We start from the raw sequence: 25,604 nt of genomic DNA, 5'->3' as shown, positions 1-25,604 counted from the left end.
GTAGCGTCCGCCGGACAGTCCCGGGGAGCCGAGCAGTCCGGTCCCGTGCGACCGTCCGAGCCGGCTGAGGCGCGGCGCCCTGGCCCGCGGCGCGCGCGCGACCTGCCGGTGGGCTGTGTGTCCGCCGGCGATCAGGGACCGCACCGGGGCGAACGTGTCCCCGGTGACCCGGCCGGCCCAGGCGAGATCCCAGATGGCGGAAACGACGTCCTGGTCGCCCAGTACGGCGTCCATGCCGCCGGCAATGTCCGTCAGCTGCCGGAAAAAGTAACCGCCTCCGTTGGTCTGCAGGTGGTCCAGCAGCCGCCGCTGGGCATCGCCCGGTTCAAACTCGGGGGCAGGGTTCAGCGTCAGTTCCACCGAATCCGCGAGGTGCAGGCTGATCCAGCCGTCGTTGCCCGGAAGCGAGCCGGCACCTGACCAGAGGACCTCCCCGGCGGCCATGAGCTCGTCCAGCATGGCGGGCTGGTAGTTGGACACCCGGCTGGCGAGCACCAGCGGTTCCCAGGCGGACGCGGGGATGGGCACGCCGGAGAGCTGGTCCACCGCGGTGATGATGCCGTCGAGTCCGCGCAGCGCCGGCTGCCCCCGTCCCGCGCCCGGAGTGCGGACGTGCTGCCACGCCGGCAGGAACCGGCCGTAGGCGGTGATGTCCACGGGCTCCACCTCGGCCCGCAGCGCGGCCAGCGAGCGGCGGCGGAGCTTGCGGAGCACTTCCGCGTCGCACCATTCACTTCCGGCCAGGGACACGGCCGCTGAGGCCCCGGCCGACGCCGCCGCCGCTTCCGCGACGGGGTCGAGACCGGCACCGGAATCAGAAGCGGCGGCCGCCGGGCGTTCGCCGCCAGCCACCTCCGCATGGGGCCGGAACTCGCCTTCCACCACGCGGCCGTCGGCTGCCAGCCGCTTGAGGGCAGTTCCGACGACGGCGACGCCAAGTCCCAGCCTGGCAGCGGCTTCGGTGGCGGTGAACGGACCGTGGGTGCGGGCATAGCGCGAGACGAGATCGCCCAGCGGGTCCGCCACCGGCTCGATAAAGGCAAGCGGAACGCCCATGGGCAGCGGGACGCCGATGGCGTCTCTCAGCCTGGCCGCGTCCTCCACCGCGGCGAAGCGTTCGACGCCGGCGATGGTCACCTGGATGGCCCGGTTGGCCCGCTGGAGGGCCGCGAGGTGGGCGGCGGCTTCGGCAACTGTGGTTCCGGCGGATCTGGTTTCGGCGGGCTCAACCGCCGAGACGTCGGTTTCGGCAGGCGCGTCCGGCGAGGTGAGCCGGGCCGCAACTTCCCCGGGGTCCAGGGGGCCCAGCAGGCGGAGCAGATCGGCCACGCCCTCCATGCCGCGGACTTTGCGGTCGGGGGCAAGACGCTGCAGCTCGCGTTCGGTTTGGTCGATGACTCTGGCGTCCAGGAGTTCGCGCAGTTCCACGCGCCCCAGGAGTTCGTTGAGCAGCGTGGAGTCGAGCGCCAGTGCGGCCGCACGCCGTTCGGCGAGCGGGGAATCGCCTTCGTAGAGGAACTGCGCCACGTAGCCGAACAGCAGGGACTTGGCGAACGGGGACGGCTGCTGGGTGGTGGTCTGGACGATCCGGAGTTCCCGCCGTTCAACCAAGGCGGCGATATCCTTCAGCGCCGGCAAGTCATACACATCCTGCAGGCATTCGCGGACGGTTTCCAGAACGATCGGGAACGACGGGTATTTCCGGGCGACGTCCAGCAGCTGGGCGGACCGCTGCCGCTGCTGCCACAGGGGCTGCCGCTTCCCGGGGGTCTGCCGGGGCAGCAGCAGGGCCCGCGCAGCACACTCGCGGAACCGGGAGGCGAACAGGGCACTGCCGCCCACCTCGGCGGTGACAATCTGCTCCAGCTCCTCGGGGTCGAACAGGAACAGTTCGGCGCCGGGAGGCTCGTCCTCCATCATGGGAACCCGGAGCACGATACCGTCGTCGGCGGCCATGGCGGACCCGTCCAGCCCGTACCGCTGGTGGAGCCGCTGGCCCACGGCCAGGGCCCACGGCGCGTGAACTGGCATGCCGAACGGGCTGTGCAGAATGACCCGCCAGTCGCCGAGTTCGTCGTGGAAGCGTTCCACCACGAGCGTCGTGTCGCTCGGGACCACCTCCGTGGCCAGCTTCTGTTCGGACAGGTACTGGAGGAGGTTGTTCGCGGCAAAGTCGTCAAGGCCGCTGGCCTTGCAGCGTTCGGTGGCGGGGCCGACGTCGGACGCTGACAGTTCGCGGACGAACGCGCCAAGGGCGCGGCCCAAGTCCACGGGGCGTCCCAGCGAGTCGCCCTTCCAGAAGGGCAGCTTGCCGGGCTGGCCGAAGGCGGGCGAGACGAGCACACGGTCGTGCGTGATGTCTTCGATCTTCCAGCTGGTGGCGCCCAGCGCAAAGATGTCGCCGACGCGGGATTCATAGACCATTTCCTCGTCAAGCTCGCCAACCCGCCGGCCTCCCTTGGCCGGGGCCGTGCCCGAACCCTTGCCGTCGCCCGCCCCGGCGGGGGAGGCCGATCCCTCCGTCTCCGTGCCGATGATGTAGACGCCGAACAGCCCGCGGTCCGGGATGGTGCCGCCGGACGTGACGGCCAGCCGCTGGGCTCCCGGCCTGCCCTCGATGGTCCCGGCGTTGCGGTCCCAGACGATCCGCGGCCGGAGCTCGGCGAATTCATCCGAGGGGTAGCGCCCGGCCAGCAGGTCCAGCGTGGCCTCGAAGGCGGAGCGGGGGAGGGTGGCGAACGGGGCTGAGCGGCGGACGGTGGAGAACCACTCCTCCACGTCGATGCTGCCCAGGGCGGTGGCCGCGACGGTCTGCTGCGCCAGGATGTCCAGGGGATTGGCTGGCACGCTCAGCCGCTCGATCTTGCCGTCCAGCATGCGTTCAACGGTGATGGCGGTGTGCACGAGGTCGGCGCGGTGCTTGGGGAACAGGTAGCCCTGGGAGATTTCGCCCACCTGGTGCCCGGCGCGGCCCACGCGCTGCAGCCCGCTGGCCACTGAAGGCGGGGACTCGACCTGCACCACGAGGTCCACGGCACCCATGTCGATGCCGAGCTCCAGTGAGGACGTGGCCACGACACAGCGCAGCCGGCCGGATTTGAGGTCGTCCTCGATCAGGGCACGCTGGTCCTTGGACACTGAGCCGTGGTGGGCGCGGGCCAGCAGCGGCTCTGCCCCCGCGGTGCTTCCTGCCTGCGCCATCATGTGGGCAGGCGTGGCGGTCGACGCCGGGACGCCTCCGGGCACGGGTGGTGCGGGGTCGTCCCAGCCTCCGCCCACTGTCAGGAGCTGGCGTTCCGCGTGGATTTCGTTGAGCCGCGCGGTCAGGCGTTCCGCCAGCCGGCGCGAGTTGGCGAAGACGATGGTGGACTGGTTGGCCAGGACCAGGTCCACGATCTTTTCCTCCACGTGCGGCCAGATCGAGGCCTGCGGCTGCAGGCCGGAGGCCGGCCCGGAATCGAAGGCTCCGGCGGCGCCCTGCAGATCGGACATGTCCTCCACCGGGACGGACACCGTGAGGTCCCAGTTCTTCCGGGAGGGCGGGGCCACGACCTCCACCGGGGCGGAACCGGCCAGGAACTGCGCCACCAGTTCCCGCGGCTCGACCGTGGCGGAGAGCCCGATCCGCTGCGCCGGCGCGGGCAGCAGGGCGTCCAGCCGCTCCAGCGACACGGCAAGATGCGCCCCGCGCTTGGTGCCGGCCACGGCGTGGACCTCGTCCACGATGACGGTATCCACCTCGCTGAGTGTTTCCCGGGCCCTGGACGTGAGCATCAGGAAGAGGGACTCGGGGGTGGTGATCAGGATGTCCGGCGGGTTGCTGAGCAGGGCACGGCGGTCCGCGGCGGGGGTGTCGCCGGACCGGACGCCGACGGTGATCAGGGGAGCCGGCAGGTCCAGCCGCTTGGCCGTCTGCGTGATGCCGATCAGCGGGGAGCGGAGGTTGCGTTCGACGTCGACGCCAAGCGCCTTGAGCGGGGAGATGTACAGTACGCGGGTTTTCCGCTTGGGCTTCCGTGCCCGCGACTGCCTGGTTTTGGCGCCGGCTGGCGGTTCTTCAAGGCCCGGCAGCACGGCAGCATCCGGCGCGGCAGCGTCGGGTGCGGCCGACCCGGACACCAGGAGCCTGTCCAGGGCCCAGAGGAATGCAGCCAGGGTTTTACCTGAGCCGGTGGGCGCAACAACAAGGGCGTGTGAACCGGACGAAATCGCGTTCCAAGCCCCGTGCTGGGCGGGGGTGGGCTCGGAAAACGCACCGAGGAACCACTCCCTGGTGGGCCGGCTGAACTGGCCCATCGAGTCCCCGGCAGACGTGCCGGTGGCTGTGCCCGCGGGCTCCTGCGACTGCATGCCTCCATCATGCCTCACGGCACCGACACCAATAGAAGCATCAGGTCGGTCTTACCCGGCCGGAGGAAGGTCGCGGGTGGCTGGCCCCTCCAGGACCTGGCCGTCGCTGCTGAACCGGGAGCCGTGCAGCGGGCAGTCCCAGGACTTTTCGTTGTCGTTCCAGTGCAGTATTCCGCCCAAGTGCGTGCAGACCGCGGACAGGCTGCACGTCGTTCCGTTGACGGTGGAGGTGGCCACCGGCTTCCGTTCGCGCATCGTCACGGTGCCGGTGCCCTCTTCGGGCACGGTGCCGTCCGACGGAGGAAGCTTCTGCAGTCTGCCCCAGTCCTTGGCCAATGTGGCGGCCACTCCCGCGTTGAGGGTCACGGCCGAGGCCGCGCCCGGAGGTGATGTCACCCTGCGGTGGATGGTGTTGGCCCACGGCAGTTGGCCTCCGAGGATGTCCGCGGCGATGCCCAGGGACGCGGCCACCGCATTGGTCATGCCCCACTTGTTGTAGCCGGTGCCGAAGAAGATGCGCCCGCGGCCGCGGGGGAGTTTGCCGAAGAATGGCATGAGGTTGGTGGCCTGGTAATCCTGCGCGGACCATGTGTGGGTGACGGTGGCACCGGGGAAGTGCTGCTGTGCCCAGGACAGGACGTTCTCCAGATGTTCCTTCTCTGAACGGGCCCTTCCGACGGGGTGCCCGTTGCCGCCTACCAGCAGAAGATTCTTGCCGTCCGCCGGGTAATCCCTGATGGAGCGCACGGGCTGTTCCACGGAAATGTACATGCCCTCCGGCGGCGTCGCGTTTCCTGCGAGCTCCAGGGCTGCGGCGTAGGAGCGGTTCGGCTTGAGCTTGGTGAAATACAGGCCGCGGTTCAGGATGGGGCTGCCCGTGGCCAGCACCACCGAGTCGGCCTGGACCGCTCCGCGGTCAGCATGGACGGTTGACGGCCCCGCGCCCGTGACGTTCCGCACCCGCACCCCTGTGACGATCCTGCCGCCGTGGCCCCGGACGTCTTCTGCCAGCGCGGTGAGCACATCCATGGGGTTGATCTGGGCCTGCCCGCGAAGGAGCACGGCTCCCCGGATAGGGAACGGCAAACCCGCATCCCGGACGTAGTCCACCTCCAGATCGGCGGCGAGGGCCGCCGTAAGCTCCGCCCGCACTGCCTCCGTGCCCTGTTGGGTAGCGGCGTACGTGTAGGCGTCGCGTACCTGGAACGGCACGCCGCGCTGCTCCAGGTACCGCAGCAGCCATGCCTGCCCCTCGCGGTTGCCGGACACGTAGGCGTCCACCACCTTTTGGGAGTACTGCTGCCGGAGGGACGACAGCACGGTGCCCTGCAGCAGGGTCACCTTGGCCGTGGTGTTGCCGGTGGCTACGGCGCCCAGGCCGCGCCCTTCCAGGACAAGCACGTTCTGTCCCGAGCGGGCCAGCAACAGTGCCGTGGTCAGGCCGGTCAGGCCGGCGCCCACCACCACGGTGTCATAGGACTCGCCGGGGGTGAACGGGTCGCCGGTGAAAGTGTCGGTGCGGTCCAACCAGAGTGACGTCACGTGTCTCAACCTGCCTTTGGCCTGCGTCTTTGTCGCGGGGCGTTCCCGCAGCAGGCCCGACGCTGGCAGCGGGGACCCCGACGTAATCGTAAGTGTACTTACGAAGTTGGGGCCGGAACAGGCTTGGAACTGGACAGGTTGCTTGCGGCAAACTTCGCTCTAGCGGGTCTGAAATGCACCGATGCTAAGGAGTTCGATGGAGGCGTTGCTGCAGGCATCCGAGGGCCGGGACACGAACAGTGATGCCGTGTCCTCCGGCGGGTAGATCCTGAATCCGGCGGCAGGGGTCTTGGTGCAGTCCGGGTAATTCCCCGCCTGCGTGTAGCGGAGCACCGCGGTGCCTGATTTCCCGGGTGCCAGCAGAACGTCCTGGACGGCGGCGGAGCTGTCGCGCTGGGCCGGGGCCCCGATCGGCTGCCCGTTGGGTCCGGTGGTCAGGGACACGCCCGCGAACCCTTTGAGGTGGCAGGAGGCGTTGCCGCTGTTGGTGAGGATCAGCTCCATGTAGACGCTGCCGGCGGCACCGCCGCCCGTGGCATCCGTGGTGGCTTTCAGTCCTGCGGCCTTGCACAGCTGGGCGCCGGCGGCGGTGGACTGCGGTGCCTCCGGAGCCGAAGAAGTTGTAGCTGGCGAAGCCGGTTGCGATTGGGAGGTCGAAGAAGAGGCCGACGGCGGTGCGGACGTTTCGGGGGCTGCCTGCGTGCTCGGGGTGGTTGAGCCGGTTGCCGGTTCCGTAGTCCCCTGGGTGGCGGGCTGGCTTGGTCCGCAAGCGGTGAGCAGCAGCGCCAGGGCGGCAGCCGCCGTCGTGCATATCAGTCCGTTAGTGATTCGCTGAGGCCTCATGGCTCTAACATTGCGGGCGTTCCCGCCGTAGTCAACGAAGGCGCGGCGGGGACTCCGATTTGACGCCCGGATTGTGACATCTGCGGAGCGGACCTTGTCCGTTCGGTCCAAGAGGGCTCCTGCCGACGCTGATGCAACGATAAACCCGCTTCGTAGCGCAGAATTACCCAATTCTGGGACCGAAGTTGCGTTGATCTGCAGTTTTCGGTGTGCCAAAATGATCTTGGTCTCGCTTGTCTTTACCTTGTAGGAATCCACCCCCGCAAGGATTCCGGCAAGGAAACACCGCTCGTAGTCTGGCCGCGGTCCATCATCACTCCCGTGGCCAGAAGTGTCCCCCGGCAACGGGGGTTGCGCAGGGTTGCGGGGAGACAGCTCGGCACTCGTCCGTGGCAACGCCGCTACGGACGTTCCTGAAGAGGCGCATCAGTCATTGGTTTCCGGCAACGCCGCCGAAGCCAATAACGATGGGGGCTGAGGTTATGACCGGTTGGCTTGTCCGCTGGAGTCTTAAGTTTCGATTGATTGTTTTAGCCGCTGCTGCCGGCATTCTGGGGTTGGGATTAACAACCCTGCCGTCAATGCCAGTGGATAATCTTCCAGAATTCTCTCCGCCGCATGTGGAGATCCAAACCGAGGCACTGGGCCTGTCCGCCGTGGAGGTCGAACAGCTCATTACCTCGCCTATGGAGGCCGACCTGCTGAACGGGGTTGCCTGGCTCGACGAAATTCGTTCGAAGTCAGTCCCGGGCCTCTCTTCGATTGAAATGGTTTTTGAGCCTGGCACCGATATCCTCCGTGCCCGGCAGCTCGTTGCGGAGCGGCTGACGCAGGCCTTCGCTCTGCCCAACGTGTCAGCTCCGCCGGTGCTGATGCAGCCGCTGTCCTCGACGAGCCGCGTCATGATGGTGCAGATGTCCTCCCAGGACGTGTCCCCAATCGACATGTCCGTCCTGGCCCGCTGGGATCTCAAGCCGGCGCTCATGGGCGTCCCGGGCGTGGCAAACGTCTCCATCTACGGGCAGCGCGAGCAGCAGCTGCAGGTGCAGGTGGACCCGAAGCAACTTAAGGCGAAAAACGTCACCCTTAGCCAGGTGGTTGAAACCGCCGGCAATGCGGTGTGGGTATCCCCGCTGAGCTTCCTGGAAGCGTCAACCCCGGGCACAGGCGGCTTCCTCGAGTCCGCCAACCAGCGCATCGGCATCCAGCACGTGCTTCCGATCCGGACGCCGGCAGACCTCGGCAAGGTCAGCGTTGAAGGCGCAGCGGACAAGACGCTGACGCTGTCCGATGTGACCACCCTGAGCGAAGACCACCAGCCCCTGATCGGCGACGCTGTCACCGGCAAGTCGCCCGGCCTGCTGCTGGTCATCGAGAAGTTCCCCGACACGAGTGTTGCGGACGTGACGCAGGGGGTCGAGGCGGTACTGGACGGGCTGCGTCCAGGCCTTTCCGGCATCACGGTCGACTCCACGGTATTCCGCCCGGCGTCATTCGTTGAGTCCGCTGTTGGCAGCCTGGGTCTTGCCCTGCTGATCAGCCTCCTGGTGGTTACGGCCCTGATTGGCATCGCATTCCGGTCCTGGCGGTACGCCCTGCTGGCCTTCGTCGCCATTTCCGTGGCGGCCATGGCCGCGGCACTGGTGCTGCAGTTCCAAGGAGCGGTTCTGAATGTGATGGCGTTCGCGGGTCTGGTCCTTGCCCTCCTCGTCGTCATCGGCGATGTCATCACCGACCTGCACAGCTTCCGGCGGGAATCGGCCGATGATCGGGTGTCACGCGAAGCCCTGCTTGCCCACGGGCTGCAGCGGTCCCGCGTGCCTGTCCTGTTCGCCGGACTTACCGCTCTCCTTGCCCTCGCGCCGGCGCTGTTTGTCCCGGGTGTGGAGGGTGCGTTCCTGAAGCCCCTGGTGCTGTCCTACCTGTTGGCCACAGCTGTGGCGATGCTCGTTGCCCTGACGGTGACGCCGGCATTGGCGAGCCTGCTGCTGCGGGGTCACCGGCGGCCACGGCGCAGCCTTTCGGTGGTCCGCAAAGCCCGGCTCGGCTACGAGCGCACGGCGCGGGCCTTCACCGGAGCGGTGGCCACAGTGTTCGCACTTGCGGCAGCGGCACTGGCCATTGCGGCACTTGCCATCGTCCCCGCTGCCACGAGGGAACTTCCGGTTGTGGCCGCTGTTCCCGACCGGACCCTCCTTGTGGAATGGGCATCGGCGGCAAGCACGGGGACAGACGTGATGAACAGAGTCATGACCAAGGCCAGCGAAGAGCTCAGCGGAATCCGCGGAGTTTCCTCCGTGGGCGGCCACGTTGGACGGGCCATCACCTCCGATACCTCCTCCGACGTCAACGCCGGTGAACTCTGGGTGACCATGGAGGACGGCGCAGACCTCAGCAACGTGCGCGCTGAGGTGCAGGAGATTGTTGAAGGCTACCCGGGCCTGACGGCAAAGGTGACCACCTACCCGGAGCAGCAGGTGGCTGCTGCCAGCGAAATCGACAACCGCCAGTTCAGGGTGCGCGTGTTTGGCGTGGACCTGGACATCCTCCGGCAGAAGGCAAACGAGATCCACGGGATTCTGTCGCGTACGGACGGTGTGGTTGATCCGCAGGTGGACGTCACGGTAGACCAGCCTGTTGCGGAAATCGAGGTTGACCTCGCCAAGGCACAGAAGCAGGGCATCAAGCCCGGCGATGTGAGGCGCGCGGCTGCCACCGTCCTGCAGGGCATCGAGGTCGGCTACCTGTTCGAGCAGCAAAAGGTGTTCCAGGTGATCGTCAAGGGTACAGAAAACACCCGGAACAGCCTGACAAGCGTCACCGACATGATGGTTGACAAGCCTGAAGGCGGGCAGGTCCGGCTGGGTGACGTGGCCACGGTCACGCTCCGCCCGAACCAGACCGTGATCCACCATGACGACACCTCCAGGCGCATCGACGTCGTGGCCAACATCCAGGGCCGCAGCCTCGGCGACGTCACGCAGGATGTCCAGGCGGCCATCAAGGGAATGCAGTTCCCCGTGGAATACCACGCTGAGATCCCGCCGCAGTACGCCGAAAAGCAGGCCGCCGGTGCCTTGATCTGGTGGCTCGCCCTGGCGGCGGCAGCCGGCATCCTGGTCCTGCTGCTGACGGTCCTCGGCAACTGGCGGCTCGCAGGGCTCGTCTTCCTGCTGCTTCCGGTTGCACTGTCAGGCGGAATCCTCGCCGCCGACCTGAGCGGCGGTTTCGGCTCCGTGTATGTGCTGGTGGCCCTGGCGGCGGTGCTCGCCCTGGCAATCAGGGACGTGGTCATGCTGATGGGAACGTATCAATCACTGCAGTCCCGTGCCCCGTCGGATTCGCCGGCACATCTCATGCGGCAGGCGGCCGGAGAGCGGCTTCTGCCCACTGTTCTGACCACCGTGATCACCGGACTGGCACTGGTGCCGCTGGTGCTGCTCGGCGGGCCGGTCGGCGGAGGCATGCTCCTTCCGCTGGCGCTGGTTGTGTGGGGCGGGCTTATTACCACTGCCCTGCTGACCCTATTCATTCTGCCGATCCTCTTCCTCCGCATTGGTCCACGGACCAACACGGACTGGGGGAGCTCATTGGTGATCAACAACGGACCGGTTCTGGCAGAGAGGTCGGAATTGTCATGAAAAGCAATAGTGAATTTGGGGGCTGGCGTTCCGTTCTGGTGCTGGTCTGCACAGCGTCCATTGGCCTCTCCGGATGTGCCACAGTGAAAACCGCCGCGGCGCCCGCCGGGCAGGCAGCGTCCACCATGGAGAAGGCCGGCCCGGACCTGAACAAACTGACGCTGACCGACAAGGCAGTGGAAAGGCTGGGAGTGACCACGGTCAAGGTGACCAAGGGTGAAGGCAGCCCGCTGCAGGTGCCCTACGGCTCACTGGTCTATGACGCCAACGGGAAGACCTGGGTCTACACCAATCCCCAGCCGCGGACCTACATCCGGGCCGCAGTGACGGTGGAGAAGATTGCAGACAACAAGGTGCAGCTCCAGTCCGGTCCGCCTGTAGGAACCGATGTTGTCACCGTTGGTGCCGCGGAACTTTTCGGCGCCGAATTCGGCACAAAGGGTCACTGACATGCGCCGGATTGTCGGGTTCAGCCTGAAATTCCGCGCCCTGGTGGTGGCCATCGCGGTGGCAATGATGGCGTTCGGCGGCGTCCAGCTCAGCACGGCCTCCGTGGACGTCTTTCCCGAATTTGCACCGCCGAAGGTGGAGATTCAGACTATCTGCATCGGCCTTACCGCTGCCGAGGTGGAGCAGTTGGTTTCCGTTCCCCTCGAAGACGCCCTCAACGGCGTTGAGCGTCTGGATGAGATCCGCTCCAAGTCCGTGGAGCAGCTGTCCTCGATCGTGCTGATTTTCGCCCCGGGAGCGGACCTGCTTAAGGCCCGCCAGCTGGTCTCGGAGCGGATCGCCAACGTCATACCGTCGCTGCCCACCTGGGCGGCGCCGCCGGTGATCCTGCAGCCGCTGTCGTCCACCAGCCGGGTCATGAAGATCGGGCTGACTTCGGACCAGCGTTCGCTCATGGAAATGTCCATGATCACGTACTGGAAGATCCGCGCCCACCTGCTGCGGGTCCCGGGTGTGGCCAATGTAGCCATCTGGGGCGAGCGGCTGCAGATGCTGCAGGTGCAAGCGATTCCGGACAAGCTGAAGGCCAATGACGTCAGCCTGAACCAGGTCATGGAGGTCACCGCCAACGCCCTCGACGCCGGCCTGCTGCAGTATTCGCCGGGTTCCGTCATCGGCACCGGCGGCCACATTGAGACGCCCAACCAGCGGGTCGGGATCCAGCACGTGCTGCCAATCACCACTCCGAAGGACCTCGCTGAGATCACCATCGAGGAGAGGAACGGGAAGCCGCTCCGCCTGGGTGATGTGGCCAACGTCGTGGAAGACCATCAGCCGCTCATTGGCGACGCCGTGATCAACCAGGGCCAAGGGCTCATGCTCATCGTCGAGAAACTTCCCTGGGGCAACACCCTGGAAGTCACGAGGGGCGTTGAGGCTGCCCTGCAGCAAATGGAGCCGGGACTCAGCGGCATCACCGTTGATACGGAGATCTTCCGGCCCGCAACGTTCATCGAGGAGTCCCTGAACAACCTCAGCCGCGCGCTGATGCTGGGCTGCATCCTCGTGGTGCTGGTGCTGGGCGCGTTCCTCTTCCAATGGCGCACGGCGCTGATCAGCCTGATCGCCATCCCGCTGTCACTGGTGACGGCGGCGTCCGTCCTCTACCTCACAGGAGCATCGGTGAACACCATGGTCCTCGCGGGGCTGGTGATTGCCGTCGGGGTGGTGGTGGATGATGCGATCATCGACATCGAGAACATCATCCGAAGACTCCGGCAGCACCGGGCGGAGGGCGGCACAAGATCCACCGCCTCGGTGGTCCTCGAAGCCTCGCTGGAGGTCCGGGGGCCGATCATCTACGCCACGCTGATCATCATCGCTGCGGCGGTGCCGATCTTCTTCCTGCAGGGACTGACCGGGGCCTTCTTCAGGCCGCTGGCCATCTCCTACACCCTGGCGGTGCTGGCGTCGATGCTTGTGGCGCTGACCGTTACACCCGCGCTCGCCCTGATCTTCATGCGGAAAGTTCCGCTGAAGGAACAGGAACCGCCCCTTGTGAGGATACTCAAACGGGGCTACCGCGCGGTCCTGAGCCGGATGGTGCGGCGGCCCGTGGCGGGGTACGCGACCTTCGGTGCCATGGCGGCCATCGGTGCCATCACGGCACCGCTGCTCGGGCAGTCACTGCTGCCGGACTTCAAGGAGCGCGACTTCCTGATGCACTGGCTGACCCAGCCGGGCACGTCGGTTACGGAGGAATACCGCGTTAGCCAGAAAGCCTGCGAGGAACTGCTGACGATCCCGGGGGTCCGGAACTGCGGCTCGCACATTGGGCAGGCCTTCAACGCCGACGAGGTCGTGGGGGTGTACTTCGGTGAGAACTGGATCAGCATCGACCCTGCCGTGGACTATGACAAGACGCTGAAGTCAATCCATGAAGTGGTGGACGGCTATCCCGGCATTGTGCGCGACGTCCAGACCTACCTAAAGGAGAGAATCCGTGAGGTTCTCACGGGTGCCAGCGACGCCGTCGTCGTCCGGCTTTACGGGGACGACCTGGCCCTCCTGCGTTCAAAGGCTGCGGAGATTCAGACGATTTTTGAGCAGACCGAAGGAACGGTGGCCCCCCATACGGCGCTGCAAAAGGACATTCCTCAGCTGAACATCGAGGTTGATCTGGCCAAAGCCCAGAGCTACGGGCTGAAGCCGGGCGACGTCCGCCGGGCGGCGGCGACGATGGTGGCCGGCGAGGAGGTGGGCGACGTTTACCGCGGCGGCAAGGCCTACGACGTCCAGGTCTGGAGCCCGCCAGAGGTCCGGTCGGATATCAGCAGCATCAGGAACCTGCCAATCGATACACCGAGCGGGCAGAAGATCCTGCTGTCCGATGTGGCCAGCGTCCAGGTGAAACCGACCCCGAACGTCATCCAGCGTGACGCGCACTCCCGACGGATCGATATCGAAGCCAACGTCAGGGACGGCGCTCTGGGCGACGTGGTTGCGGCCATGGAGGAAGGGCTCAAGAAGGTGGAGCTGCCGCAGGGCTTCCGTACCCAGATCCTGGGTGAGTTCCAGGAGCGGCAGGCGGCGACCAAGACCCTGCTGACGCTCGCCATCGGGGCGCTGGCCGTTATCTACCTGCTGCTGCAGGTTGCCTTCGGCAGCTGGCGGCTGGCCACGCTGGTGATCCTCACGCTCCCGATTGCCCTGGTGGGTGGGGTGTTTGCCGCATTCATGGGCGGAGGCGTGCTGTCACTGGGCTCCATTGTGGGCTTCCTGACGGTCATGGGCATCGCCGCCAGGAACGGCATCCTGCTCGTCAACCACTGCCAGCACCTGGAGAAGTATGAGGGTGAAAAGTTCGGTCCGGAACTGGTCCTGCGGGGCGCCGGGGAACGCCTCTCGCCTATTCTGATGACCACCCTGGCCACGGGACTTGCCCTGGTGCCGCTGGTGGTCCTGGGGAACATCCCCGGCCATGAGATTGAACATCCCATGGCCCTGGTGATCCTCGGCGGGCTGGTGACGTCCACGCTGCTCAACCTGTTCGTGGTCCCGTCGCTGTACCTGAGGTTCGCCAAGCCGAAGGCCGAGCGCCACCAGGCACCGCCGGAGCCCGTTCTGGCTAACGCCTAGCCACGAACCCGCTCGTCCATCCGCCGCCCACGCCCCGCCACCCGCGGGAACGTGGGCGGCGGTGGTGCGGGGACGGAGTGCGGACCGGTTCCCGCCCTCCGGCGACGCAGTTCCAGCGCGAGGCTTTCCTGGCCCCGGGCCATTGCCCACCGGTGGTTGGCGGAGAAGCCGGGTTTCAGCAGCCAGCTGAGCCGCCTCAGCAGCGGCTTGGTGGCGCTGACCCGCCAGTCATATGTGATCAGGACCTCCGGGCCGTCCTGCTCGAATGTCCAGCGTCCGGTCCCGTCCAGGTCGCCCGTTGCGCGGATCGCGAAGCCCTTGCTGGTGATCGGTTCCGTGACGGTGAGGGTCCACCGCAGGGTATAGGGGAGCCAGCCCTTGGTGTGCAGCCTTGCCATCCGCCCCACGCCGTTTTCACTGCCCGGATGGATGGGGCTGACGCTTAGATACACAGACGGCCACCACCGCGCCAGCCCTGCGGCGTCACCCAGAACCGCTGCCACCTCCTCGGCCGTCCCGGCCACCCGCCACTCCGTGACGAAGGCGTAGTCCGTGCTCCTGGTGCCTGTGGCGTTCATGAGTGCCTCCTGCCAGCTGCTGCGCGCGAAAAGATCTGCAACCATTCAAGCGCGTGCCGCCCGTCCGCCATAGACTGCAGGCGTAAGTCACCACCCCGAAATTGAGGAGTAGCGATGAACTACAGCGGAAGCCAGTATGAGAAGGCCGTGACGGCGGGGGAGCTTGACCGCAGCCACGTTGGCCAGACGGTTAGCTTTCAGCCGAACGATTTCACCGTGGTGTTCGGCAGGATCGCCGGAATCGCCCGGACCGACGCCCAGGTGTACTTGACCCTGGACGGCGTAGGCGGCGGCACGCACCTGAAGGATGAGTACGACCTGCCCGTGGCGCACGAGGTGTACGTGCAGCTGGATCCGCTGAGCAGCGCCGGGAAGACCATCTCGGACGCGGAGCGGGTCATCAAGGAGAAGCTGGACGAGATCAGGAAGAACCTCCTCGACCGGGAACAGAAGTCCGGCTCCGAGTAACACACCCGGCTGTTGGCTCATACAGCGAAGAACCCCGCCGCACAGGAGTGCGGCGGGGTTCTTCTAGGCAACCGCTCCGTGTATGGGGGAACACGGAACGTTCTCGTCAAAACTAATGGACAGCTTGCTTAGGTTCCAAATCGGCGCCACCTTTTCCCAAGCCTGCGGCGGTACTATCCCGCTACCGTCGCCGTAACGGGTCTCCTGGATCTACGGCTTCGGTAGGCGGCCCGCTCTGCGAACCGGGGAATGAGCGGGCCGCCGCCCCCGGGCGACATACAGCGCGGCGGCAGCGCCGCCCTCTAACTCCGGCGGCGGGGTTGCGAGCCCGTCCGGGTTAGCCCCGTCCGCATAAAGCAAAAGACCCCGGTTCGCTTTGTTACAGGGGAACCGGGGCCTTTCTACGTGGCGGTGACGGTGGGATTTGAACCCACGTTGGCTTTTACACCAAACAACATTTCGAGTGTTGCACCTTCGGCCGCTCGGACACGTCACCAACCTCAATAGGGTACCGGAGCAAGGCCCGCATCCCCAAAACGGCATGCTTCGCACGGCCGCGAGACGGGCCCGTAGCGGCCAAGCCGGGCCGCGTCTTCCCGGAAATCGGGGCCGGGCACTAGATTCATAAGCAAGATGACTACTTTCCAGCAGCAGACCGAAGCAACCGCATATTGGACCGTGGGCCCCGGCCAGGGTGAACTCCGCGCCGAGGAGTTGCCCGTTCCCGGCCCGGAGGAGGCGCTGGTGCGCTCGCTGTACTCCGGCATCAGCAAGGGCACCGAACTTGTAGTCCACCAGGCCGCCGTTCCGCCCTGCGTCGCCGAGGAAATGCGCGCCCCGCACCAGGAGGGCTCCTTCCCATCGCCGGTGAAGTTCGGCTACCTGTCCGTGGGGGTGGTGGAGCAGGGCCCGGCGGACTGGGTGGGGCAAACCGTGTTCTGTCTCCACCCGCACCAGGACCTCTACGTGGTCCCGGTGTCCTCGCTGACCCGCGTTCCCGACGCCGTTCCTCCCCGCCGCGCGGTCCTCACCGGCACCGTGGAAACGGCCGTGAACGCCCTTTGGGAGGCGGGGCCAAGGCTGGGCGACCGCGTCGCCGTGATCGGCGCCGGGCTGGTGGGCGGCATGGTGGCCACGCTGCTGCGCACGTTTCCCCTCGCACGGCTCCAACTCGTGGACCTCGATCCAGCCCGCAAGGACCTCGCCGACGCCGTCGGCGTTGATTTCGCCCTCCCGGATGATGCCCTGCCGGACTGCGACATCGTGTTCCACTGCTCCGCGTCCGAAGGCGGGCTGGAACGCAGCCTGAAGCTGGTGGGCGATGAGGGCGACATCATCGAGATGTCCTGGTACGCCGACCGGAAAATCACGCTCCCGCTCGGTGAGGACTTCCACGCGCGCAGGCTGTCCATCCGGGCCAGTCAGGTGGGCGCCGTGGCGCGGGCCCGCCGGCACCGCCGGACCAACGCCGACAGGCTGGAGCTCGCTGTGTCCCTGCTGGAGGACCCGGTGTTCGACGCCTTCCTTACCGGCGCCTCGGACTTCGCCGGGCTGCCCGGCGTGGTCCAGGACCTGGCCGAGGGCCGGCTCGAAGCGCTGTGCCACGTCATTGAATACCCGCCCACGGAAGCCTCCGGCCCCGAATACCCCGTCCATGAAACCGAACCCACCGAAACCGCGAGGTAACCAGTGTTCAGCCTGACCGTACGCCGCCACTTCATGATTGCCCATAGCCTTCCCCGCGAGGCCTTCGGGCCCGCCCAGGGCCTGCACGGGGCGACCTTCGTCGCGGAAGTGACGTTCCGCCGTCGTGCCCTCAACGACGACGCCATCGTCCTGGACATCGGCGCAGCCGGCAACATGATTGAGGAGGTGCTGGCCGGGCTCAACTACCGGAACCTGGACGAGCACCCGGACTTCGCCGGCAAACTAAGCACCACGGAGGCCTTGGCGCAGTACATTGCCGACGCCGTCGCAAAGCGCTTGCGGGAGGATAAGGACGGACGTGAGCTCGCCGGCCTGGACGTCACCCTCCGGGAAAACCCCGATGCCTGGGCGAGCTATGCCCTTGAATTCGACCGCAGCTGACCCGGCCATGCTGCCCCCGCCGCCTGCCATCCGGCTCCTGGTACCCGCAAACATCCGGCACAACTCCGGCGGCAACGTCTACAACGCAGCGCTGGCGCAGGGCCTCGAGCAACTGGGAACAGCGGTAACCATCCAGCCGGTCGTCGGCAACTGGCCGGTTGGCAGCAAGGAAGAACGACGGCGGCTGGCCGGCTTGCTCACGACGGGGACCACCGCAGGAACCAACACCGTCACGATCGTTGACGGTCTGGTCGCCTCTGGCGCCCCCGAAGCGATGGAGGAAGCCGCCGAGGCCGGCCACGCGCCGTGGGTCCTGTTGCACATGCCCCTGGACGAACATGCGGACCTGGAAGCCCGGGCGCTGCGGGCGGCCGCCGGCGTGATCTGCACCAGCGGCTCCGCCGCCGCCGAAATCAGCCGGCGGCACGGCCTAGCCGGCGTCCGCGCGGCGCTGCCCGGAACCGAGCGCGGCCCGGTGGCGGACGGATCCGAGCCGCCGCGACTGCTGGCCGTGGCAGCACTCCTGCCCAACAAGGACCAGCTGGTTCTCCTCGGCGCGCTGGCCCGGCTGCAGGATCTGGAGTGGACGGCGGCGCTCGTCGGATCGGCCACCGCGGACCCCGGCTACGCCCGCCAGGTCGCGGCTGCAGTAGACCACTACGGCCTGGGCAGCCGGGTGCAGCTGCCCGGCGAACTAACCGGCGGGGCATTGGAGGAGCAGTGGGACGCCGCCGACCTGAGCCTGCTGGTCTCCAAGGTGGAGGCATTCGGCATGGCGGTCACCGAGTCCGTGGCCCGCGGGGTGCCGGTCATCGTCCGGGCGGGCACCGGCGCGGTGGAGGCGCTCGGGCTGGGTGCGGAAACTGCCCCAGGACGTCCGAATGGTGCTGGACCCGCCCTGCCCGGCGCCGTCGTCGAACTCGGCGGCGAACCTGACGAGCGAAGCAGCGAACCTGCCGACGGGGAAGCGGACCCGGAGCCGCTGGCGGCCCTGCTGCGCAGCTGGCTCACGGACCCCGGGCTGCGCGCCGAATGGCGCCGACGCGCCCTCGCCGGGAGGGAACTCCTGCCCGGCTGGGATGCCACTGCCCGGCAGGTGCTCGGCTACGTGGCGCCGAAAGCGTCGCCGGGCGGCCATTCCTCGCAACCGCCTGCTGATGGAGAATGAGGCATGACCAGCCACGTCCCGTCTGCCGCCACCCTGCCAGCTGTTGAAGCCCTCACCCCGGAGCTGCTCCGTGCCTGGGCCTGGCACCGGCAGGGGCTGGACGGCACACTCGAAGGCCGCACGTCGCAGGAGGTGCTCGCTGCGGCGGGCTGGGCGAGGTCTGTGGGCGGTGCCAACCCGTACCTGACCCTCTTCGCGCGCGCCGGAATCCGGCGTGAGCAGGTGGATAGGGACGTCCGCGAGCTGAGGATCCACGAACTGCCCACCGCCCGCGGCTGCACCTACGTGCTGGGCCGGGAGGACTTCGACTGGGCACTAAGCCTGGGCAAAAGCGCCGAAGAGGCCTTCCGAGTGCTGGCGCGGCTCGGCGTGGACCGCGGCGAGATCACGCTGCTGGAGGAACAAATCCTGCACGTCCTCGGCGAAGCCGACGGTCCGCTGGACCCCCGGCAGCTCAAGGAGGAGCTGGGGGAGTCAGTGCGGAGCCTGGGCGAGGAAGGCAAGAAAAAGGGGGCCGCCACCACGCTGCCCACGGCGCTGGGGCTGCTGCAGGCAGACGGCCGGATCCGCCGTGTTCCGGTCAACGGGCGCCTTGACCAGCAGCGCTATGGCTACACGCAGTGGGCCCTGCCTCCCAGCCGGCTCGGCCCCGAAGGCGCCCGCGAGGAACTGATCCGCCGCTACCTCGGCTGGACTGGCGGCGCCACCGTTAAGCAATCCCAGTGGTTCTCCGGCTTCACCCTCACCGACAGCAAGGCGGCGCTCGCCGCCGTCGGGGCCGTGGAGGTGCCCACCGCAGCCGGCGACGTGCTCTGGATGCTACCCGCCGACGTCGAACGCCTCGCGGACTTCAGTCCACCGGAAGGGGAACAGATCCAGCTGCTGGCCGGCACCGATTCGCTGGTGCTGCACCGGCGGAACGCGGCGGACCTGTTTGCGGACGAGGACCGGGACCGGAAGCTGCTGGACGCCACCCTGGCGCTGCAGGCGGACTTGCCTGACCATCCCATCTTTGACCGCGGCAGGATCATCGGGCTCTGGCAGTACGATCCCGGCAGGGAAAGGATCGCGGCCTGGCTCTTTGCCGGCCGGACGCCCGCCGTCGAGCAGCGCATCGCGGAGGTTGAGGCGTGGATCCGGGAGGACCTGGGCGACTTCCGCTCCTTCAGCCTGGATTCGCCGGCGTCCCGCCAGGTGCGGATCGAGGCGCTGGACGCCGTGGGCTAGCTGGCCCGTTAACTGCCGGTGCGGTGCACCGCGAAAAACTCCCGCAGCAGCATGCCGCATTCTTCCTCCTGCACGCCGGCATAAACCTGCACCCAGTGGTTCAGTCGGCGCTCGCGCAGAATGTCGAAAACGGAGCCCGCCGCCCCGGCCTTCTCATCCCAGGCCCCGAACACCACGCGGTGGATCCGGGCCAGAACGATCGCGCCGGCACACATGGCGCACGGTTCCAGGGTCACCACCAGCGTGCAGTCCTCCAGCCGCCAGCCGTCGCCGCTGCCGCCTTCGGCCGCCGCACGTTCACGCAGCCGTGCTGCGGCCCCGCGGATGGCCACCACCTCGGCGTGCGCGGTGGGGTCCCCGAGGGCCTCACGCTCGTTGCGTCCGGTACCCAGGACGGTCCCGTCCGGGCCGATCACGACGGCGCCGATGGGCACATCCTCGGTAGCCAGGGCCCGCCGGGCTTCTTCGAGGGCAAGGCCCATCCATTCGAGGTGTTGCGGATCTGCCGGGGCCATGGGTCAATGATAGTTTCGAAGGATACTTAGCATCGGACAACGCAAGCGCCGGGAGTAACGATGAAGTCCCTGACTGAGCGGTACGGCAGGTGGCTCGGGCCCTACGCGGCCCTGTGGATCACGCTGATCATCGGCGGCTTCCTGGTGGTGGTCCTCACGCTCCTCAGCGCAGAGGTGTACAACAGCGTCGTGGACCAGGACGGCGTCTCGGGTCTGGACAAGCCCGCCCTCCAGCTGGCCAAGGAGTACCGGAGCCCCGGACTCGACTCGGCCGTTACGGCCTTCACGAACATCGGCGGCGGCATCGGCATGCCCATCCTGGCGAGCATTCTCGTGGCCTGGCTGATCTATGTCAGCCGCAGTTGGCGGCCGCTCATCCTGGTGGGCGGCGCGGCGGCAGTCTCCGTCACCGCCACCAGCGTGGGCAAGACCCTGCTGGGCCGCACCCGTCCTGACCATCTCGACGCCGTTCCGCCGTTTGAGTTCTCGCCGTCGTTTCCGAGCGGGCACACGTTAAACACCACCGTGGTGATCAGCATCGTGGTGTACCTGGTGTGCCTGCAGTTCCGAAAGACCTCGGCACGGACCTGGGTGATCATCGCGGGGGCAGCGTTCATCATCGCTATGGGACTGAGCCGGGTGTTCCTCGGCCACCACTGGCTGACGGACGTGATGGCGGCCTGGCTGATCGGGGCGGCCTGGGTTGCCGTGGTCATCCTGGCCCACCGGCTGTTCCATGTCATCCGCCGGCGGGAGCATGCGGGCCCCGCCCCCACATTCGAGCACCCGGCCCATCTCAAAGACAGCAAAGCCGAACAGAAGGAGCGCCTGCAGGGGACGCCCGATGCCGGGGGAGGAGCCGGAAACCGGGGCGGGGAGCCAAGCCCCGGGTGATAGTTTTGACCCATGCGCACACTCCTCGTGGACCATCCGCTGGTCGCCCACAAGCTCACCGTCCTGCGGGATAAGAACACCCCTTCGCCGGTCTTCCGCCAGCTCACGGAGGAGCTGGTCACGCTCCTCGCCTACGAGGCCACCCGCGACGTCCGCACCCAGCCGGTCACCATTGAAACTCCGGTCGCCACCACCGTCGGCACCGCGTTCACCAAGCCCACCCCGCTGGTGGTTCCCATCCTGCGCGCCGGGCTGGGCATGCTCGAGGGCATGACCAAGCTGGTCCCCACCGCCGAAGTGGGCTTCCTGGGCATGGCCCGCGACGAGGAAACCCTGGACATCATCACCTACGCGGAGCGGCTGCCGGATGACCTTTCCGGACGCCAGATCTTCGTCCTCGACCCCATGCTGGCCACCGGCGGCACCCTGCGCGAGGCCATCAAGTTCCTGTTCAAGCGCGGCGCAGCCGACGTCACCTGCATCTGCCTGCTGGCCGCTCCGGAGGGCCTGGCCAAGCTGGAGGAGGAACTGAAGGACGCCAACGTCACCATCGTCCTCGCCTCCATCGACGAGAAGCTGAACGAGAAGTCCTACATCGTGCCGGGCCTGGGCGACGCCGGTGACCGGCTCTACGGCATTGCCGGGTAACCGGCCCGCAAGGTTCGGCTAAGACCCTGCGCCGGAGGTCTTCCGGAGCGCAGTGCGCCCCGGCTAGCCTGTGCACCATGGACTGGAAACTTGAACTCGTCTTCGTACCCGTGTCCGATGTGGACCGCGCCAAGGACTTCTACGTCAACAAGGTCGGCTTCAACGCTGACTACGACGAACGGCCCATGGACGGGCTCCGCTTCGTCCAGCTGACCCCGCCCGGGTCGGGCTGCTCGATCGCCATCGGGGAGGGGCTCAACGATGCTCCTCCCGGCACGGCGCCCAGCCTTCAGCTGGTGGTCAGCGACATCAACGAAGCGCACAGCCAGCTCAAGGCCAACGGCGTGGACGTCAGCGACGTGGACATCCAGGACTGGGGGCACTTCGTCTACTTCGCCGACCCGGACGGCAACAAGTGGGCGGTGCAGTACCTCCCGAACCGGCCCAACGGCTAAGTCACGAACGCCGGGTCCGGAAGCCGGATGAGGCAGGATGGAAGCCATGAGCCTTCCTGCCGAGTCCGCCACCGTCACGCTGACAGCCCGCGCCGTCCTCTTCGACATGGACGGCACCCTGGTAGATTCCACAGCCATCGTGGAGCGCGTGTGGACCGAGTTCGCCGGACGCTACGGGCTCGATATCGCGGAAATTCTCCGCACCTCCCACGGAGTGCAGGCGCTGGATACTGTCCGCCGCTTTGCGCCGGAGGGGTCCGACGTCCATGCCCTGGCGACAGAACTGGGGCAGATGGAACTGGCTGAGACCGCCGGCATCGTCGCAGTGCCGGGTGCGCTGCAGCTGCTCGAGTCCCTGCCGGCCGACGCCGTGGCCCTGGTGACGTCGGCGTCGCGCGATCTCGCCACCGTCCGGATGGCGGCGGCAGGGGTGGAGATGCCGGCAGCGGTTGTCACGTCCGAGGACGTGTCCCGCGGCAAGCCGCACCCCGAGGGCTACCTGCGCGGCGCGTCCCTGCTCGGGGCAGACCCCTCGGAAGCAGTGGTGTTCGAGGATGCTCCTGCTGGCATCGCTGCGGGAGTAGCTGCCGGCATCCGGACTGTCGCGGTGGGCCCGAACACCGGCGTCCTTCCCGACGGCGTGCTGCACATCCCGGATTACACCGCCGTTTCCGCCTCGGTGGAAACCGGCGAGGACGGTCGCCCGGCAATTTCCCTGCGGCTGTAGTCAGCGTTCGTCAGGACAGGTCGAACACAGTGCCGCCGCCGGTGGTCTCGGACTGGAAGGTGGCCGCCACCCACTCCGAGACGCGCCGCGGCGTCGGACAACCCGGTTTCACCCTGCACCATGCTTCCGCCTGGCCTCTTTGGTGGCACCGGGCGCTGGGTGCGTAGCCTGTTCGGCGCTCGCCGACCCGTGCCGTGTCGTAGGGTCTGTCGTCTGATCTGGGGGGAGCGGCGGTGGTGCTCATGACTGCGTCATTTCTGTGGTCGGGGCGGATGACTGCGGGAGCGATAGCTCGGAAGCGGCAGGATCTGCGGGAGCGTTGGTGGGGACGGGCCGCCGTCGGAAGACCCACAGCCGGAACAGCAGGAACTTCGCCGCGGTGGCCGCGAGGTTCGCGGCGGTGACGGTCGCCAGCTCGACCCAGCGGTCCGGCGTCGTGCCTCCCGGCAGTGCGCCGCTGTGGACGAGGGCGAGCGCCCCGGAGGTGAGGGCGAGCCCGATCCCAAAAACCACCAGCCCTTCAAAGTGATGGCGGGCAACATCACTGGTGCCGGCGATGCTGAACGTGAAGCGCCTGTTCGCGGCGGTGTTGGCCACGGCCGTGGTAACCAGGGGGCCGGGGGCCAGGGCGGCGCGGAGTTCGGCGACGGGAATGCGGCCGGTCACCATGTCCTTGCTGAGCCGGGCCATGCCGCGGACATCAGCGAGCGCCGTCTGGACGATGTCCACGCTTGAGTCGGGGTCGTCGGTCCAGTCCACCGGCACCTCGTGGACCCGGAGGCCGCATCGTTCGGCGAGGACCAGGAGTTCAGTGTCGAAAAACCAGGCCGTGTCCACGGTGTGCGGCAGGATCTGCTGGGCGATGTCGGCACGGATGGCCTTGAACCCGCACTGCGCGTCGCTGAAGTGGGCGCCCATGAGCGACTGCAGCATGAAGTTGTAGCTGCGGGAGATGAATTCACGCTTCGGTCCGCGGACCACGCGGGAGTTGCGGGTCAGCCGCGTGCCGATGGCCAGGTCCGAGTGGCCGGAGAGCAGCGGTGCCAGCAGCGGACCCAAGGCGGCCAGATCGGTGGAGAGGTTCACGTCCATGTAGGCCAGGACTGGCGACGGCGAGGCCAGCCAGACTTTCCGCAGGGTGTTGCCGCGGCCCTTCTCGTCGAGGTGCACCACGGTGACCTCCCGGAGTTCCCGGGCCACCCGTTCGGCAGCCTTGAGCGTGCCGTCCGTGCTCGCGTTGTCCGCAACGGTGATGCGGAACGAGTGCGGGAACGAGCGGCGCAGGTAGGCGTGGAGCCGGCGCAGGCAATCCTCCAGGTCGCGTTGCTCGTTGTAGACCGGGATGGTCACGTCCAGGACCGGCACCACGGTGGCCATGTCGATGGGCGACCGCCGGCCGTGCCGGGGGTGCGCCGGGGCCTGTCCTGCCGCGGCGCCTCCTGCGAGCGGGTGCGGCTGGGTGTGGAGCGGTGGGTGCGGCTGGGGGCCGGAGGCCTGGTCAGTGATGGTCATGCCTCAACAGTGGCCGTCGCTGTTAGGAGGGTTTTAGGGCCAAGCTGTGCGGGGGCTGTGGAAGTGACTTTGGCGCTGCCGGCCGCAGCACCAGGTGTGGTTGCCGGGTTTGCTGCACCACGCCGCATTTCTGCACCACTGTGCCTGCGGCAAGAAGAGCAGGGACGCAGAAGGGCCCCGGATCCTAGCGGATCCGGGGCCCTCGGAACCTAGGCGGTCACCCTAAAGCAGTGCAGAAATGTTCATCGCCGGCCGGTTTGGCCGCGGGAACGCTTAGTACCAGTTGTGGGCGAGGTGCCAGTTCAGGGCACCGCACGGGGAGTCGTAGCGCTCCTTGATGTAGTCCAAGCCCCAGTTGATCTGGGTGCGGTAGTTGGTGCGGTAGTCCGCCCCCGCGGTCGCCATCTTCTCGGCAGGCAGTGACTGGACGATGCCGTAGGCGCCACTGCTCGCGTTGGTGGCCGTCGTGCGCCATTCCGATTCCTTGGTCCAGAGCCGCTTCAGGCACTGCATCTGGTCTGCCGACCAGCCGAAGGACCCCAGCTTGCTGGCCGCGTAGGCCTGCGCGCCGGCCGGATCGTTCAGGGCGACCGGCGCGGCGGTCTTGGCCTTGGCAGCGGCGGCAGCCTTCGCGGCGGCAGCCTTGGCAGCGGCGGCCTGGGCGGCGTTGGCTTTGGCAACCGCAGCGGCGTTGGCAGCGGCGGCAGTCTTAGCAGCGGCTGCGTTGGCGGCGGCAGTCTCAGCGGCGGCAGTCTTAGCAGCGGCTGCGTTGGCGGCGGCAGCCTTCACGGTGGCGGCCTTTGCGGCGGCAGCCTGGGACGAGGACTGCGGCGCGATGGAGGCCGAGGACGGGGCGGGAAGCGCGGAGATCAGCGTCTTGTCGAAGCTCAGCGTCTGCCCGGCGTCAGCGGTGGCCGCGGCCGGCTCGGCGGCGGAAGGCGTAGCCTGGTCGGCCGCCTGTCCCGCTGCGCCGACGCCGACGAGAACCGTGCAGGCGGTGGCCACGACGGCTGCGCGGCGGCCGAGCGACGGGATGCGTGCGGTGAGCCCGGACCACGCGGATGCGGGCTTGGCCGGCTCTGCCCGGTGACGGGAAATCTTGGGGTCAGACTGCTGGGAGGCGCGGTCAGGGCGCGCCTGTGCCTTGAATTCAGACATGGTTGATTGCCTCTCAACACCTGCGGAGTTAGCTGTCGGGTTCGGATGAGGTCATCCGGCCGCACGGAAAATTCACGTGTCGGCTTCACCCCAAGGGCTGATGCGGAAAGCCCGGGACTCTGGTTCCCCCGCCTCTGCCTGAACTAGCGGAATCCGGGAAGCGGCAGAGCTGGGCGTCAATCCGGAGATGCGGCTCTAGTGG

Annotated in this window: 19 protein-coding genes, 1 tRNA gene and 1 riboswitch; of the genes, 12 read left to right on the top strand and 8 right to left on the bottom strand. The window is 67.5% G+C overall.

Annotated elements, in window-relative coordinates; genetic code table 11:
- The 3 genes from DBZ45_RS00460 to DBZ45_RS22760 form a co-directional block, all read right to left on the bottom strand.
- A partial coding sequence (locus DBZ45_RS00460; protein ID WP_440130480.1) for an ATP-dependent helicase occupies positions 1–4,296 on the bottom strand: 4,296 nt, incomplete at its 3' end.
- Positions 4,297–4,401: 105 nt separating this feature from the next.
- Entirely contained in the window at positions 4,402–5,892 is a 1,491-nt protein-coding gene (locus DBZ45_RS00455; protein WP_111902020.1) for an FAD-dependent oxidoreductase, read from the bottom strand.
- A 159-nt stretch (positions 5,893–6,051) separates the two neighbouring features.
- Positions 6,052–6,735: a DUF4232 domain-containing protein gene (locus DBZ45_RS22760; RefSeq protein ID WP_190242948.1), complete on the bottom strand. Its 684-nt coding sequence runs from the start codon at positions 6,733–6,735 to the stop codon at positions 6,052–6,054.
- Positions 6,736–7,202: 467 nt separating this feature from the next.
- On the opposite strand from DBZ45_RS22760, the gene DBZ45_RS00440 reads away from it, so the two are divergent.
- The 3 genes from DBZ45_RS00440 to DBZ45_RS00430 are packed head-to-tail and all read left to right on the top strand — an operon-like array spanning position 7,203 to position 13,964.
- Positions 7,203–10,376, top strand: coding sequence for an efflux RND transporter permease subunit (locus DBZ45_RS00440; RefSeq protein ID WP_317616936.1), 3,174 nt, complete (start codon positions 7,203–7,205; stop codon positions 10,374–10,376).
- A complete protein-coding gene (locus DBZ45_RS00435; protein ID WP_111902018.1) occupies positions 10,373–10,825 on the top strand; it encodes a hypothetical protein in 453 nt (150 codons plus the stop codon). Before DBZ45_RS00440 ends, DBZ45_RS00435 begins: the two co-directional genes overlap by 4 nt.
- 1 nt (position 10,826) lies before the next feature.
- Complete coding sequence (locus DBZ45_RS00430) at positions 10,827–13,964, top strand: efflux RND transporter permease subunit (RefSeq protein ID WP_111902017.1); 3,138 nt, start codon at positions 10,827–10,829, stop codon at positions 13,962–13,964.
- Here the strand turns inward: DBZ45_RS00430 and DBZ45_RS00425 are convergent.
- Entirely contained in the window at positions 13,961–14,542 is a 582-nt protein-coding gene (locus DBZ45_RS00425) for an SRPBCC family protein (RefSeq protein WP_111902016.1), read from the bottom strand. The genes DBZ45_RS00430 and DBZ45_RS00425 overlap by 4 nt on opposite strands.
- Before the next feature lie 114 nt (positions 14,543–14,656).
- Here DBZ45_RS00425 and DBZ45_RS00420 point away from each other — a divergent pair, with 114 nt between their 5' ends.
- Positions 14,657–15,010 carry a hypothetical protein gene (locus tag DBZ45_RS00420; protein ID WP_102972701.1) on the top strand — a complete coding sequence of 118 codons (354 nt, stop codon included), beginning with the start codon at positions 14,657–14,659 and terminating at the stop codon, positions 15,008–15,010.
- Positions 15,011–15,416: 406 nt separating this feature from the next.
- Here DBZ45_RS00420 and DBZ45_RS00415 read toward each other — a convergent pair.
- Positions 15,417–15,506, bottom strand: a tRNA-Ser gene (locus tag DBZ45_RS00415).
- 137 nt (positions 15,507–15,643) lie between these two features.
- On the opposite strand from DBZ45_RS00415, the gene DBZ45_RS00410 reads away from it, so the two are divergent.
- Genes DBZ45_RS00410 through DBZ45_RS00395 form a run of 4 tightly spaced genes read left to right on the top strand, consistent with a single transcriptional unit; the run spans position 15,644 to position 19,493 of the window.
- Positions 15,644–16,696, top strand: coding sequence for a zinc-dependent alcohol dehydrogenase (locus DBZ45_RS00410; RefSeq protein ID WP_111902015.1), 1,053 nt, complete (start codon positions 15,644–15,646; stop codon positions 16,694–16,696).
- 3 nt (positions 16,697–16,699) lie between these two features.
- Positions 16,700–17,098 carry a 6-pyruvoyl trahydropterin synthase family protein gene (locus DBZ45_RS00405; protein WP_111902014.1) on the top strand — a complete coding sequence of 133 codons (399 nt, stop codon included), beginning with the start codon at positions 16,700–16,702 and terminating at the stop codon, positions 17,096–17,098.
- Positions 17,073–18,266, top strand: coding sequence for a glycosyltransferase (locus tag DBZ45_RS00400; RefSeq protein ID WP_223256856.1), 1,194 nt, complete (start codon positions 17,073–17,075; stop codon positions 18,264–18,266). The genes DBZ45_RS00405 and DBZ45_RS00400 overlap by 26 nt, the downstream gene beginning before the upstream one ends.
- 3 nt (positions 18,267–18,269) lie before the next feature.
- Positions 18,270–19,493, top strand: coding sequence for a DNA glycosylase AlkZ-like family protein (locus DBZ45_RS00395; protein ID WP_111902013.1), 1,224 nt, complete (start codon positions 18,270–18,272; stop codon positions 19,491–19,493).
- A gap of 8 nt (positions 19,494–19,501) precedes the next feature.
- Here DBZ45_RS00395 and DBZ45_RS00390 read toward each other — a convergent pair whose 3' ends face one another.
- Positions 19,502–20,008 (bottom strand): nucleoside deaminase, encoded by a 507-nt coding sequence (locus DBZ45_RS00390; RefSeq protein ID WP_111902012.1) that lies wholly within the window; start codon positions 20,006–20,008, stop codon positions 19,502–19,504.
- 60 nt (positions 20,009–20,068) lie between these two features.
- On the opposite strand from DBZ45_RS00390, the gene DBZ45_RS00385 reads away from it, so the two are divergent.
- From DBZ45_RS00385 to DBZ45_RS00370, 4 genes are all read left to right on the top strand, one after another.
- On the top strand, positions 20,069–20,902 hold the full coding sequence (locus tag DBZ45_RS00385) for a phosphatase PAP2 family protein (RefSeq protein WP_111902011.1): 834 nt from the start codon (positions 20,069–20,071) through the stop codon (positions 20,900–20,902).
- A 12-nt stretch (positions 20,903–20,914) separates the two neighbouring features.
- Positions 20,915–21,550, top strand: coding sequence for a uracil phosphoribosyltransferase (gene upp / locus DBZ45_RS00380; protein WP_111902010.1), 636 nt, complete (start codon positions 20,915–20,917; stop codon positions 21,548–21,550).
- A 77-nt stretch (positions 21,551–21,627) separates the two neighbouring features.
- Positions 21,628–22,005, top strand: coding sequence for a VOC family protein (locus tag DBZ45_RS00375; RefSeq protein ID WP_111902009.1), 378 nt, complete (start codon positions 21,628–21,630; stop codon positions 22,003–22,005).
- 46 nt (positions 22,006–22,051) lie between these two features.
- Complete coding sequence (locus DBZ45_RS00370) at positions 22,052–22,732, top strand: HAD-IA family hydrolase (RefSeq protein ID WP_190242947.1); 681 nt, start codon at positions 22,052–22,054, stop codon at positions 22,730–22,732.
- A 240-nt stretch (positions 22,733–22,972) separates the two neighbouring features.
- On the opposite strand, the gene DBZ45_RS00365 is transcribed toward DBZ45_RS00370, so the two are convergent.
- Together DBZ45_RS00365 and DBZ45_RS00360 are read right to left on the bottom strand one after the other, a co-directional pair.
- The gene (locus tag DBZ45_RS00365; protein WP_111902007.1) at positions 22,973–24,244 is read right to left on the bottom strand and encodes a glycosyltransferase; all 1,272 of its coding nucleotides are present in this window, start codon (positions 24,242–24,244) and stop codon (positions 22,973–22,975) included.
- Between the two features lie 273 nt (positions 24,245–24,517).
- Complete coding sequence (locus DBZ45_RS00360) at positions 24,518–25,402, bottom strand: hypothetical protein (RefSeq protein ID WP_111902006.1); 885 nt, start codon at positions 25,400–25,402, stop codon at positions 24,518–24,520.
- A 3-nt stretch (positions 25,403–25,405) separates the two neighbouring features.
- A riboswitch (cyclic di-AMP (ydaO/yuaA leader) is annotated at positions 25,406–25,561 on the bottom strand.
- Positions 25,562–25,604: the final 43 nt, after the last annotated feature.

This window comes from Arthrobacter globiformis (assembly GCF_003261175.1).
Lineage (GTDB): Bacteria > Actinomycetota > Actinomycetes > Actinomycetales > Micrococcaceae > Arthrobacter > Arthrobacter globiformis_A.
The sequence above is the reverse complement of the archived record's forward strand: the minus strand, read 5'-3'. Positions and strand labels throughout refer to the sequence as shown.